General features: G+C 71.2%; 12 protein-coding genes. 2 read left to right on the top strand and 10 right to left on the bottom strand.

Annotated elements, in window-relative coordinates; genetic code table 11:
- The first annotated feature begins 22 nt into the window (after window positions 1-22).
- Together ACZ4TR_RS39485 and ACZ4TR_RS39480 are read left to right on the top strand one after the other, a co-directional pair.
- Window positions 23-448, top strand: a complete 426-nt coding sequence (locus tag ACZ4TR_RS39485) for a MerR family transcriptional regulator (protein WP_465293272.1) — start codon at window positions 23-25, stop codon at window positions 446-448.
- A 185-nt stretch (window positions 449-633) separates the two neighbouring features.
- Window positions 634-1,329: a DUF222 domain-containing protein gene (locus ACZ4TR_RS39480; protein WP_465293271.1), complete on the top strand. Its 696-nt coding sequence runs from the start codon at window positions 634-636 to the stop codon at window positions 1,327-1,329.
- Here the strand turns inward: ACZ4TR_RS39480 and ACZ4TR_RS39475 are convergent.
- The 10 genes from ACZ4TR_RS39475 to ACZ4TR_RS39430 are packed head-to-tail and all read right to left on the bottom strand — an operon-like array spanning window position 1,311 to window position 12,428.
- Window positions 1,311-2,363, bottom strand: a complete 1,053-nt coding sequence (locus ACZ4TR_RS39475; protein WP_465293270.1) for a radical SAM protein — start codon at window positions 2,361-2,363, stop codon at window positions 1,311-1,313. The two genes, ACZ4TR_RS39480 and ACZ4TR_RS39475, sit on opposite strands and share 19 nt — an antisense overlap.
- A 56-nt stretch (window positions 2,364-2,419) precedes the next feature.
- The gene (locus ACZ4TR_RS39470; RefSeq protein ID WP_465293269.1) at window positions 2,420-2,926 is read right to left on the bottom strand and encodes a flavin reductase family protein; all 507 of its coding nucleotides are present in this window, start codon (window positions 2,924-2,926) and stop codon (window positions 2,420-2,422) included.
- Between the two features lie 23 nt (window positions 2,927-2,949).
- A complete protein-coding gene (locus ACZ4TR_RS39465) occupies window positions 2,950-4,296 on the bottom strand; it encodes an FAD-binding oxidoreductase (protein WP_465293268.1) in 1,347 nt (448 codons plus the stop codon).
- Window positions 4,293-4,634: an avidin-fold protein gene (locus ACZ4TR_RS39460; RefSeq protein WP_364519665.1), complete on the bottom strand. Its 342-nt coding sequence runs from the start codon at window positions 4,632-4,634 to the stop codon at window positions 4,293-4,295. Before ACZ4TR_RS39460 ends, ACZ4TR_RS39465 begins: the two co-directional genes overlap by 4 nt.
- The gene (locus tag ACZ4TR_RS39455; RefSeq protein ID WP_465293267.1) at window positions 4,631-5,929 is read right to left on the bottom strand and encodes an ATP-grasp domain-containing protein; all 1,299 of its coding nucleotides are present in this window, start codon (window positions 5,927-5,929) and stop codon (window positions 4,631-4,633) included. Before ACZ4TR_RS39455 ends, ACZ4TR_RS39460 begins: the two co-directional genes overlap by 4 nt.
- A gap of 16 nt (window positions 5,930-5,945) precedes the next feature.
- The gene (locus tag ACZ4TR_RS39450) at window positions 5,946-7,457 is read right to left on the bottom strand and encodes an NAD(P)/FAD-dependent oxidoreductase (protein ID WP_465293266.1); all 1,512 of its coding nucleotides are present in this window, start codon (window positions 7,455-7,457) and stop codon (window positions 5,946-5,948) included.
- Window positions 7,454-8,992 carry a class I tRNA ligase family protein gene (locus ACZ4TR_RS39445; RefSeq protein ID WP_465293265.1) on the bottom strand — a complete coding sequence of 513 codons (1,539 nt, stop codon included), beginning with the start codon at window positions 8,990-8,992 and terminating at the stop codon, window positions 7,454-7,456. Before ACZ4TR_RS39445 ends, ACZ4TR_RS39450 begins: the two co-directional genes overlap by 4 nt.
- A complete protein-coding gene (locus tag ACZ4TR_RS39440) occupies window positions 8,989-9,360 on the bottom strand; it encodes a cupin domain-containing protein (RefSeq protein WP_465293264.1) in 372 nt (123 codons plus the stop codon). The genes ACZ4TR_RS39445 and ACZ4TR_RS39440 overlap by 4 nt, the downstream gene beginning before the upstream one ends.
- Window positions 9,357-10,703 carry a SidA/IucD/PvdA family monooxygenase gene (locus ACZ4TR_RS39435; protein WP_465293263.1) on the bottom strand — a complete coding sequence of 449 codons (1,347 nt, stop codon included), beginning with the start codon at window positions 10,701-10,703 and terminating at the stop codon, window positions 9,357-9,359. The genes ACZ4TR_RS39440 and ACZ4TR_RS39435 overlap by 4 nt, the downstream gene beginning before the upstream one ends.
- Before the next feature lie 60 nt (window positions 10,704-10,763).
- Window positions 10,764-12,428, bottom strand: a complete 1,665-nt coding sequence (locus tag ACZ4TR_RS39430; RefSeq protein WP_465293262.1) for a peptide ABC transporter substrate-binding protein — start codon at window positions 12,426-12,428, stop codon at window positions 10,764-10,766.
- Between the last annotated feature and the right edge of the window lie 38 nt (window positions 12,429-12,466).

Genomic DNA, 12,466 nt, shown 5'->3' with positions numbered 1-12,466 from the left:
CGTCGACGGTAGGATTTAGAGCGTGCTCGAAGTCAAACCGATCCCCGAGGCCGGCCTGACCATCGCCGACGCCGCGCGCCGTAGCGGGGTCAGCGCTCACACGCTGCGTTACTACGAACGAGCTGGTCTCGTGGTCACGCGCGTCGACCGCACTTCCGGTGGGCGGCGGCGGTATCGGCAGGTGGATCTCGAGTGGATCAAGATCTGCACCAAGCTGCGAGCCACCGGGATGCCGATCAAGGTGATCCGGCGGTATGCGGAGTTGGTGAGTGCCGGCCGGGGGAACGAGGCCGAGCGGCTGGCTTTGCTGGAGGCCCATCGGGCCGAGGTGCTTTGCCGGTTGGCCGAGCTGGAGGAGAACCTTCGGTTGATCGATCGGAAGATCGGGGTCTATCGGGGGCGGCTGGACGCTGGGGATGCTGATGGGCTTTGGGCTCCGGGTTCTTGAGTTTTACTGATATGGCTTGAGTTTTACTGAGACGGCTTCGCCGGGCGTGGGAAATCGGCGCTTCTTGTCCTTGCTTACCGCTCGGTGCCGGAGCGCCGATTCCCCACGCAACGGTGTCCCTGCCGAGGACTTGTTCTCACCACTTCGAGTGATGACATGCGTTCGGCTGCCGGTAATCTTGTTGTATGGACAGGGAAACGGTGTGGCAAGCGGATGCGGCGGCCTTGGCCGACCGCATCTCCGCGCTGCTCACCGTTGTGCGGTCTGCCGAGGCTGAGATCGGTTCTCTGCTGGCGGAAATCGAGACCCGCGGCGTGATGGAACTCTTCGGATACCGTTCTGTCGCGCGGCTCTTCGAGCACCTTGCCGACGTTCCCAAATCGGCTGCTGAGACTGTGGTGAAGCGAGCCCGCGCCCTCACTCCGAGCCGCACCCTCGACGGCACTCCCATCCCCGCGGTCGCTCCCGCTACCGGCGCTGCCGCTGCGGAGGGTCGGTTGAGCAGCCCGATGATCGACGCGATCGTCGGGGTGATGACCCAGGTCCCGCCCGAGCACCGCGATGATGCCGAGCAGCACCTGCTCGCGTTCGCTTCCGAGGCCGGACACAAGCAAGTCGCCGCTCTCGGCGCACGCATCCTGGCCCACCGGTCCTGCTCTGCGCCCACCACCACCGGCTCCTGCACCGCTCCGGCCGGCAAGTCCGCATCGCCACCGACGGCCTACCCGAATTCCTGCCACCCGTGTTCCTGGACAAACGCCGAAAACCCCGGCGCAACAACCTCCACCAACCACTCCCATTCGCAGCGTGAACACACGGGAAAGGCCCGCAGCCAACCGGCTACGGGCCTACACCCACGCCGTCAAAACAGCGTTGCCTGAGCAGGTTCCTCAGGCGGAGGCTGCTGCCCCCGCCGGCCGTTCAACGCGAACTTGTCCTCGATCGTCTTGTCCGGCTCGGGAAATCCGTACTTCGCGATCAACGGCCGGATCCTCGCCCCGATCTCGTGCCGGTACGACGTCTCCGAGCCCGACGAGTACAACCGCGTGTACTCCGTCACCAACGACGGGTACGTCCGCCGCAGCCACGTGAAGAACACGTCCTTCACCCCGCTCGACAAGTACAGCGGGTGGTACAGCACGTCCGTGGCCCCCGCCGAAGCCACCGCGGCCACCAAGGATTCCAGCTGCGCGACCGAATCCGACAGGTACGGCAGGATCGGCGACAGGAACACCGTGCACTCCAGGCCCGCGTCGCGGATCGCGCGGACGGTGGCCAAACGAGCCGTCGTCGTTGCCGTGCCGAACTCCACCGACTGCTGCAGGTCCTCGTCCAGCATCGACAAGGACACGCCCAGGTGCACCGTTGTCCGCTCGGCCGCCCGGGTCAGCAGACCGAGGTCCCGGCGGATCAGCGAGCCCTTCGTCAGGATCGAGAACGGCACCCGGTGCCCCGTCAGCGCGTCGATGATGCCGGGCATCAGCTCGTACCGGCCCTCCGCGCGCTGGTACACGTCCGTGTTCGTGCCGAACGCCACGCGCGGGGGGAGTTTCCGCTTGCGGGCGAGCTCGGCGCGCAGTACCTCCACGATGTTCGTCTTGACGATGATCTCGTTGTCGAAGTCGCCGGCCACGTTCAACCCGAGGCGCGTGTGGGTCGGCCTGGCGAAGCAGTACTGGCACGCGTGCGTGCACCCGCGGTACGGGTTGATCGTGTACTCGCCCGGCAACATCCGGGCGTCCGCCGGGACGTGGTTCAACGCGCTCTTGGCGAGCACCTCGTGGAACGTCACGTCCCGGAACTCCGGTGTCCGGACACTGCGCACGAACCCGGTCAGCCGGGCCAGGCCCGGCAGCGTTCCCTCGTCGACCCGGTCCGTGCGCTGGCCGCTCCAGCGCATCGCGTCTTCACTCACCCCGACGAGCATGCCCGGCCCCGGGAAGCCGGGCTAGCCAGATTCGGACATGACCGCTAGAGCGCCTCGCCCCACTGCCCCGGCCCGGCGACGTGGCGCGGGTCGGTGACCGCGTGGTAGCCGCCGTGCACGAACACCAGCGCCGGCGCGTGGCGGTCGTGGCCCGTGGCCAGCACCTCGCCGACGACCAGGGTGTGGTCGCCCAGGTCGAACTTCTCGGCCAGGGCGCACTCCAGCCAGCTCGCGCCGTCCAGCACGAGCGCCCCGGTCCGCTCCCCCGGCTTCGCCTCCAGGACAGCAATTTCGGAGACGCGTGACGCGCGCGGTCCGGCGAACCGGCGGGCCACCTCCCGGGCGTCCGCCGGGAGGATCGACACCACCCAGCGGCCCGTCTCGAGAAGGTCCGCCAGGAACGCCGAGTCCTTGCGGAACGACAGCGAAACCAGCGGCGGGTCGAGGGAGATCGACCCCAGGGAGTTGACGGTCACGGCGTCGTGCCGCCGGCCGCCCGGGGTGTCGCGGTACGTCGTGGCGACGCACACGCCGGTCGCGAAAGTGCGCATCGCACCACGGAGATCGGAAGCCATCACAACCCCTGCGGGTGGGAGAAGAACCGGTCCGGGTCGTACCGGCGCTTGACCTCGGCGAGCCGGGCGGCGTTCGGGCCGTAGTAGGCGCCGCGCCAGTCCTCGAGGTCCGGGTCGGTGAAGTTGACGTACGACGCGTCCGGCGCGAACTCGCCCGTCTCGGCGTGCAGCGCGTGCAGCCAGTCCAGGTTCGCCGCGACGGCGGCCGGCGTGTCCCCTTCGGCCCACGACGTGTCCAGGCTCAGCAGGAACTTCGTGTCCCGGTGCGGGAACGCGGTGTCCGCCACCGGGACGCGGCCGATCGCCCCGCCCCACGCGAACAACGCCGCCCCGGCGCCGTCGGGATTGCCACCGCCGGGCCACTTCTCGACCGCCCGGACGAGCGCCTCCAGCCCGGCGTCCGCGATCGCGAGCGGCGTGCACCGCGTGCGGACCGCGAACGCGCCGCCTTCGCTGCTGTGGTGCAGGAAGGACGCCGCGTCCCAGAAGTCCCGGTCTTCGATGTCCACCCGGTCGGGCGCCGCCACGGCGAAGGCCGGCGCCAGCAGCTCCCACAGCTCCGAGGCCGGGCCGAGGTGGTGGCCCACCACGGAGACGACGCCGTCGTCGCCCGCCGACCGCGAGATGCCGATCCGCGCGGAGAACTCCTCCGGCGCGGCGAGCATGATTTCCTGCATGGCCGCGAGGACCTCGACCGCGTGCGGCCACGCCCAGAGTACGACGCAGGTAGAGCCGGCCGGGGCCGGGCGCGCCTGGAACGTGAAGCTCGTGTTGACGCCGAAGTTGCCGCCCCCGCCGCCGCGGCAGGCCCAGAACAGGTCCGGGTTTTCCGACGCCGACGCCGTGACGACCCGGCCGTCCGCGAGCACGACGTCGGTCGAGACCAGCGCGTCGCACGTGAGGCCGTGCGCGCGGGAGATCGTCGTGACGCCGCCGCCGAGGGTCAGGCCGCCGATGCCGACGGTGTCGGAGTTGCCGAGCGGGAACGTCAGGTCCCACGGGCGCAACCCGGCGTAGAGCGCCTTCATCGGCGTCCCACCCCCGACGGTGACCCGCCCGGCGCCGCGGTCGACGCGGATCCCGGACAGCCGCCCGAGATCGAGCACCAGGCCGGGGCCCGCCGAGTGCCCCGCGTAGCTGTGCCCGCCGCCGCGGACCGTCACGGGCACCGACTCCGCACGGGCCCACCCGACGGCCCGGGCGACGTCTTCCGTGCGCGGGACCGAGAGCACCGCCGCCGGGCGGGTGGCGGCGAACCGCCGGTTCACCGGAGACACGGCGGCGAAGCCGGGGTCGCCGGGAAACCGGAGTTCGCCGAGGCCGCGCAGGCCGTCCCAGGCGGTCATGACACCCTGCTTTCCGCCATGACCTCTTCGAGGTAGGAGACGCCGGTGGCCGCGTGCTCGCCGTAGCGTTCCCAGACCTCGCGCAGCACCAGGGTGCCGCCGTGCCACTGCGGGGTGTTGGTGCTGTGCCCGGCGATCACCTCGCCGCTCGCCAGGACCATCGTGTAGGCCAGCCGCAGGACGCCGGCGGCGTCGCAGGTGCCGGTCACCGTGCCGCGCAGGACGTGGCCGCCCTCGAACTCGGCCCACACCAGGTCGCCCTGCTGGCGGTACTCCGCGTAGGTGCCGTCGCCGCCGCCCAGGGTGCGGAACCGGCGGCCGTCGTAGTGGATGCTCATTCGTCCACGTCCAGGAGCCCGGCCGGCATCGCCAGCGTCGTGCCGGTGGGCGGCGGCTCGATCTCGACCGAGTCCACCTCGACCTGCGAGGCCGCGTCCTCCAGCCGCTGCCGGCAGGTGTCGGCGTCGTCTGCTTCGCACGCGACGAACGAGTGGCGCGCGATGTAGCCACCCGGCGGCAGCCGCAGCGTGGTGCCGGGCTCGACCATCGGCGACGCCATCACGAGCCCGGGAGCCTCCCACGGAACCTCGACCGAGTGCACGACGCAGTCGTGGTCCGGGTAGCCGAACCGGATGCCGGCGACCCCGGACCGCGTCGGGGCGACGTCCGGGCGCTGGCCGGTGGCGACGTCGAACAGCACGCTGCCCGGGTCGATGCCGGTGGCCGTCTTGCCGAGCAGCGGGATGAGGTCGCCGCCGAGCCTGCCGTTGACCTCGATGATCACCGGACCACGGTCGGTCAGCCGGACCTCGGTGTGGGTGATGCCGTTCTCGATGCCGAGCACGCGGTGGGCTTCGGCCAGGACACGCAGCAGCTCCTCGTCACGCAGCAGCGGGTCCGCGGAGTCGACCAGGTGGCCGGTCTCCTCGAAGAACGGCGGCATCCCGGTGCTCTTGCGGGCGATGAACATCGGCAGGTACTCGCCCTTGTGGACGGCGCCGTCGATGCTGATCTCGGGGCCGTCGGCGAAACCTTCGATGATCGCGCCGCCCCGGTAGGGCTCGTCGCCGACGAGGCTGGCCTCGTGGGCGACGCGGTAGGCGGCGTCGAACTCCCCCGCGTCACGGGCGAGGGAGACGCCCATGCTGGCGCCGAGCGCGCGGGGCTTGACGACCACCGGGAAGCCGATGCGGGTGACCGCCGCGCGGGCGTCGTCGAGGTCGATGGCCAGGTGGAAGCCGGGCTGGGGCAGGCCGGCGGCGGTGAGCCGGACGCGGCAGCTGTGCTTGTCGCGGCAGCCGTGCACGCCGGGGATGCTCAGGCCGGCCACGCCGAACTCGTCGGCCAGCTCGGCCGCGGGCATGACCAGCGGCTCGTCCCAGCAGAGCACGCCGGCCACCGTGTAGCGGGTCGCCAGCTCGCGGGCGGTCTCGGCGAGCAGCGCGTGGTCGAAGACGTTGACCACGGTGATGTCGTCGAAGTACTCGTGCTGCCAGGTCGGCTTGAGGTTGTTGATCAGGACCAGCCGGAGCCCGTTTTCGCGGGCGCGGCGGGCGACGGAGCGGACGAGGTATTCGCGGTAGAGCTTGAGGCCGCTGCCGATGACGAGCAGCGCGCCCGGGTTCGAGGTCATCGAAAGTCCTTTCGGGTCAGAGGAACGAGGGCTGGGCGGCGAGTTCGGCGACGACGGCGTCCGCGGCCAGCGGGGCGGTGCGGAAGCCGTCGGGGCCACTGGCCGGACGGGCCCAGGCAGCGGGCCCGACGCGGACGAAGCCGGTTTCGCCGCCTTCGGAGGTGGCGTAGTGGCAGTGCTTGACGCGCACGACGTCGTAACCGTCCACATCGGACACGATGCCGGCGGCCAGGACGCGGGCCGCCCAGCCGGCGTTGTCGTCGGGGCCGGAGAGGGTGGACACCTCACGCCGGACGGCGTCGGTGCTGGCCTTGAGCAGCGTGCCCGCCACCGAGGGCAGCAGCCACGCCCGCCCGTCGGCACCGATCCCGCCCGCGGTGGGCGTCGCCGCCCAGGCGTGGGCGAGCGCGGCGGGCGGGCGCAGGTAGACCATCGTCTGCCGGTGCAGCGCGACGGGCCGGCCGATCAGTGCCGCGGTCCAGGGACCGGCGGCGACGAGCACGGCTTCGCCGGTGACGGTCGTGCCGTCGGCCAGGTGGACCTTCGCCTGGTCCGGGTCGACGGCGACGGCTTCCCGGCCGGGTCGCAGCTCGGCGTCCGGGTGGTGCCGCAGCCAGCGCGCGGCGGCGTGCAGCACGCGGTCGGCGAGCAGCGTCCCGGCGTGTGGCTCGAACACCGCGCCGCTGCCCCTCGGGAACCCGATGAGGGGGTAGCCGGACGGGTGCACGATCCGGATGGGCACGCCGGCGGTTCCCGCGGTGGCGACGGCCGCCGGCACGAGACCGGGCGGCAGGGCCTGGAGCACTCCGACGCGCCGGTACAGGTTGGCACCCGGCAGGTGGTCGCACAGCAGCATGTCGAGCTCCCGCCACCGGTGGTGCAGTTCGGCGGCCCGCCGCGTGGCGGCCGGGTCCCCGACGACGAGCGCCCGCAGCGCGCGGTGCTGGTCGAAGGAGGTGGACCCGGGGTGCGGCACGGGGCCGCGTTCGAGGAGGACGACCCGGTGCCCGGCGAGGACGCACTGGATGGCGGTGAGCAACCCGGTGATCCCCCCACCGACCACGACGACCCGCAAGCCGCCCCGGCGACCGGCCCGGCGACCGGCCCGGCGGGCTGCGGACGCGGCCATGGCCGGGTGAGTTGCGCTCGGCGCGGTCAGGGGTGCGGTCAGCAGCGTGTCGTGTCCGGCACCGGAGTGCGGGGGAAGGTCCGCCGGGGACGCGGTTTCGCCCAGACCCAGGGTGGGCGCGGTGACAGTGGTGCCCGGCAGGGTGGCAGCCCCGGCGGTCGCCGCGGTTGCCTGCCGCACGCCGGCGCCGGTCTCGGCCAGCAGGGTGCCGGCTCTACCGGACCCAGCCAGCACACTTGCCTGCCGCGCGCCGGCGGTCGGCGCCGGGTTCGTCCGGGACACCGCCCTGCCCAAGTCGCCCCGGCCCGCGCTGGCCTCCCGGCCCACGCGAGACAGCGGACCGTCCCGGCCGGCGCCGGGCGCGGCGGTCGCCGCGCCCGGCAATGTGTGCGGGCTCATCGGTCGCTCCCCGCCGGTCGCAGGCGCGGCAGTGCCGCCGGGGTGAACGACTCCGCCTCGGCGCCGGGATCCGTGCCGAGGGCCTGCTCCGCCAGATCCATCAGGATCGGCGCGGCCCCGCGCAGGAGCCGGTCGACCTCGAAGCAGAAGTCGCCCGCGTTCGCGCCCGTCACCTCGCGGCCGTCCAGCCGGGCCAGCTGCTCCGCGATCGTCTCCGCCGCGCGGTTCAGGCTGAACCCCGCCAGCTCGTACGACGCTGCGAACCGCTCGGCCATCAGCGAAGCCGCGCGGCGCGACCGTGCAGACACCGGAAGCGGGCCGATCCCGACCCACCGGTTCACCTCGTCGGCCACCCGGTTCCACGGGGACACCAGCCGTGACGACGTCACCCGGGCCAGCCCGTCGCGGGTGAAGCTCGTCCGCTGGTGCTCGGGGCTGGTCGCGGCCAGGTGGAACCGGATCAGGTCCCGCGGCACCTCGGCGGCCAGGTCCCGGCTCCACACCACGTGCCCGCGGCTGGTGGAGAACTTCCGGTGGTCCAGCTCGTAGAACTCATTGGTCAAGTACCGCGCCGGCAGGTCGTAGCGCCCGTCCAGCGCCAGGAGCATGGCGGGGCCGGCGATCGCGAACGGGTAGATGTTGTCGAACCCGAGGAAGTACACGATCTCCGAACCCGCGCCGGCCAGCCACAACGCGTCCTCCGAGGAGACCGCACCGGAGCGCTTCTCCGCCGCCAACGCCGTGGCGTGCATGCTCCACGCCATCGGCTCGGCGTTCGGGTTGACGCGCTGCCCCGCGACCTCGGGGAAGGGCACCTCGATGCCCCACGAGATCGGGTACGTCACCGGGAAGTCCGGCAACGGCTTCGCCAGCATCGCGGCCATCGCCTGCGCCATGTGCGGCCGCATTCCCGACGCGTGCGCCGCGAAGTGGGCCTGCAGCCGCGACCGGTACCGCTCGACCGGCAGCACGAGCACGTCGGCTTCCCGCAGCACCACGGGGTCCGAAGGGTCCGAAGTGGACCGGACGTCGAGCAGGTCCCCCGCGGCGACCAGCTGCCCGCAGCTCTCGCACAGCCCCGCGCAGCCCTCGGCGAGGCACTCCGGGCAGCTGCCGGACGCGAAACCGTCCACCAGGAACTGCCCCGACCGCGACGAGTACGGGAACTTCATCGTGCGCAGTTCCAGCTTGCCGGCCGAGTACAGCCGGCCGACGAAGTCGACGACCCACTTGGTGAACCGGTCGTCGTCGCCGGTGTAGCCGTCGACACCGATGCCCATGGCTTCGAGGCTGGCGGAAATCTGCGCGGCCGACGTGGCGACCAGCTCCGCCGGGGTGACCCCGCGCCGGTGCGCGGTCGTCACCACGAACGTCGAAGTGTCCTGGAACCCCGTGCCCAGCAACACTTCCCGGCCCTGCGACCGGGCGTAGCGCGTGTGCACGTCCGCGGCCAGGAACGGGCCCGCGATGTGCCCGAGGTGCAGGTCGCCGTTCGCCGTCGGGGCGGGCGAGATGACGACCGTCCGGGCCGTCATGACACGCCTGCTTCGTGGCGGGCCGTGAACCGGTCCGACATCCCGGTGTCCCACCAGACGCCGTAGTACTCGAAGTCCTCGGCGCCCGGGTTGGTGACGCAGTGCGTCGACCCCGGCGGCAGCCGGACGACGTCGCCGGCGGTGAAGGGGTGCGGCTCGTCGTCCACGACCAGGGTCGCGGTGCCCGAGACGGCGATGAAGATCTCGTACTCGTGGTGGGCGTGCGGGGTGGACGTGGTGCCGGGACGCAGGACGCACCAGGCGCCTTCGAACGGTGCGTTGAGTTCCGGCCAGGGCAGCAGCCGCTGCGAGTCGAGCCCGTACGCGCGTTCCAGGTGGTCGCGGTCGAGCCGGCGGATGTCGATCACACCCCCACCCCCACGGACTCGTCGGAACGACGGCGGTCTTCGTCGGGGCCGGAGCCGGTGACGCGGCGCTCGACGATGTCGCCGGCGATCTCGGCCGACCGCTGGGCCAGCACGCTGATCAGCGAGTCCGAGATGCCGTGCGTCGCCTCGTTGACGCCCTGCAGGTACAGCGCGCCGTGGGCGCCGGCACCGAGGTCGGCGCGGTAGCGGCGGTTGACGGAGATGCCCTCCAGGCCGATCGAGTCGGCCAGGCCGCGGACCATCGACGGCATCCGCGGGTCGAAGCCCGTGCCGAGGAACACCGCGTCGCAGCGGACCTGCTCGACCGTGTCGTGCTTGAGGTCGCGGACGTCGAGCACGATCTCCTCGCCACCGCCGGGCAGGGACTCCGTCCGGGAGCCGACGACGTCCGCGGAACCGCGGATGGTCGAAACGGGCTGGCCGAGCATCCGCTGCTTGTAGAGCATCGTGTAGAGCTCTTCGAGGAACGGCGCCGCCAGGCCGCCGTAGTTCGTCAGGTGCATCTCCGCGAGCACCTTCGCCCGTGCCTCCTCGGACATCGTGAAGAACTCGTCCACGAACGACGGGAAGAACAGCTCGTTGACGAACTTGCTGGTCTGGTAGTCCTTGAGGGCGATCGCGCGCAGCAGCAGCGTCGGGGACGAGCCCGGCGCCTCCTGGTGCAGGGCCATGAACATCTCGGCCGCGCTCTGGGCACCGCCGACGACGACCGGCCGCAGCGGCTTGCCCGGGCGGGCGAGCCCCGTGGTCTCGGCGACCCGGGTGCTGAACTCGGTGCTGTGCACGACGCGCTCGGCCGGCAGCCCGCGGAACACCTCGGGCACGTGGGCGTCGCGGCCGCCGCCGACGACGAGGTCACGGCAGAGGATCGTGTCGCCGTCGGACAGCGGGACGGTGAAGCCGAGCACCTTGCCGGACTCCGAGTGGATCGGCAGGACCCGCTCGGCGCGGGCGTTGTAGCGGATCTTCACCTGCTCCAGCGAGTCGGCCACCCACTGCAGATAGGCCGAGATCTGCCAGCGGAACGGGTTGAAGGTGCCCAGGTTGACGAACTCGTCGAGCTCGCCGCGCTCGTACATGAAGTTGAGGAAGGAGAACCGGCTGCGCGGGTTGCGCAGGGTCACCAGGTCCTTCACGTACGACACCTGGCTGCGCGCCCAGGGCAGCATCAGGTTGCGCTGCCACTTCACGTCTTCGTACTGTTCGAGGATCATGGCGGAGCGGGCCACCCCGGCCCGGCCGCACTCCTCGAGGGCCACGGCCAGCGCCAGGTTCGCGGGGCCGGCTCCGATCATCAGGACATCCACCTCGTGGACGGTCATGTCATCACTGCTTTCACGGTTCGACGTGCGGCGCGCCGGGTCGCGGCGCGCCGCACGGAGCTATTTGCCGACGGTGACGCTGAAGAGGTCGAGCTCGCGGAACTGGGTGGGCTGGACGTTGTGCAGCCGGGACGCCCAGGCCGCGGTACCGGACTGCCACCAGATGGGGATGGTCGGCATGTCCTGCAGGACCAGCTTTTCGGCCTGCTGGTACAGGGCCTGGCCCTGCTGCTGCGACGGCGCGGCGTCGGCCTGCTTGAGCAGCTCGTCGACCTTCGGGTTCGAGTACTGCCCGACGTTCGAAGCGGCGCCGGTGCGGAACAGCGGGTTGAGGAAGTTCTCGATCGACGGGTAGTCCGCGACCCACGCCGAGCGGTAGATGCCCGTGACGGTCCGGTTGTTGAGCTGCTTGCGGAAGTCGCCCAGCGTCGTCTGCGGGGTGAACTTGCACGTGCGGCCCAGCGAGGCCTGGATCTGCTTGCAGATGACCTCCATCCACTCCTGGTTGCCGGAGTCGATGTTCGAAGTCAGCTCGATGTCACCCTGGAAACCCGAGGCGTCGAACAGCTGCTTGGCCTTCTGCGGCTCGTAGGTGCACAGCTCGCCGCACTGGTTGTCGAGGTGGCCCTGGACGTTCGGGGCGACCAGGCCGTCGGCCGGGGTGCGGCCGCCGTTGAAGACCTGCTGGATCAGGGCCTTCCGGTCGATCGCCATGGAGATGGCCTGGCGGAACTGCGGGCTGTCGTAGCGCTTGTCGAACAGCGGGAACGCGATCGCCTGGTAGCCGAGGTAGGTGTAGGTCTTGCGCCGGTCGTCGGGCAGGTCCTTCTTGATCTTGCCGCCCTGGGTGGACGTCCACGGCGTGAACGACAGGAAGTCGAGCTTGTTCGCGATGACGTCGGCGTACGCCTTGTCGAGGTCGGTGTAGAAGCGGAAGTCGATGCCGCCGACGTTCGGCTTCTGCGCGCCGGCGAAGCCGTCGAACCGCTTGACGACGAGGTCCTTGCCCGGCGTGTAGGACTCGAACTCGAACGGCCCGTTGCCGACGGGGTGCGCCTCGAACGCCTTGCGGTCGGCGAAGAAGCTCGCCGGCATCGGGAAGAACGCCGCGTAGCCGAGCTGGACGCCGAACTCCGAGAACGGCGCGTCGAGCGTGACGGTGAACGTCTTGTCATCGACGATCTTCAGGCCCGGCAGTTCCTTGGCCGCCGGCAGCGCCGCCGGCTGCTTGCCGTCCGCGGTCGCGTTGTTGACCTGAGCGAAGCCCACGACGTGCGAGAAGTAGCTGGCGCCGGCCATCAGGTTCGGGGAGTACGCGGTGTAGTTCCACGCGTCGACGAAGCTCTTGGCGGTCACCGGGGTGCCGTCGTGGAACGTCCAGCCGTCCTTCAGCTTGATCGTCCACACCTTGGAGTCGGTGGTGGTGACCGAGTCCGCGACAGCGTTGTGGGGAGCGGCGGTCTTGGCGTCGTACTCGATGAGGCCGCGGAACAGCGTGCCCAGCACGCTGATGCCGCCGACCTCGGTGGTGTTGCCCGGCACGAGCGGGCCGGCCGGCTCGGTCTCGCTGTAGCTGATGACCGCGTCGCGGTCGATGTTCGCCGCGGCGGGCGCGGCGGCGCCGTCCGGCGTGGGAGCGGCGGTGGTGCCGCTCGGGGTGCTGCACGCGGTGAGCGTGACAGCCAGCACGGCGGCCGCGCAGACGGCGGCCCGGAGCTTTCGCATGGGTGTTTTCCTTCTTTTCGGGGTGGGGCCTGGGGTGG

Source organism: Amycolatopsis sp. NPDC028719 (genome assembly GCF_055565395.1).
This window is presented reverse-complemented; position numbering and strand designations above follow the sequence as displayed.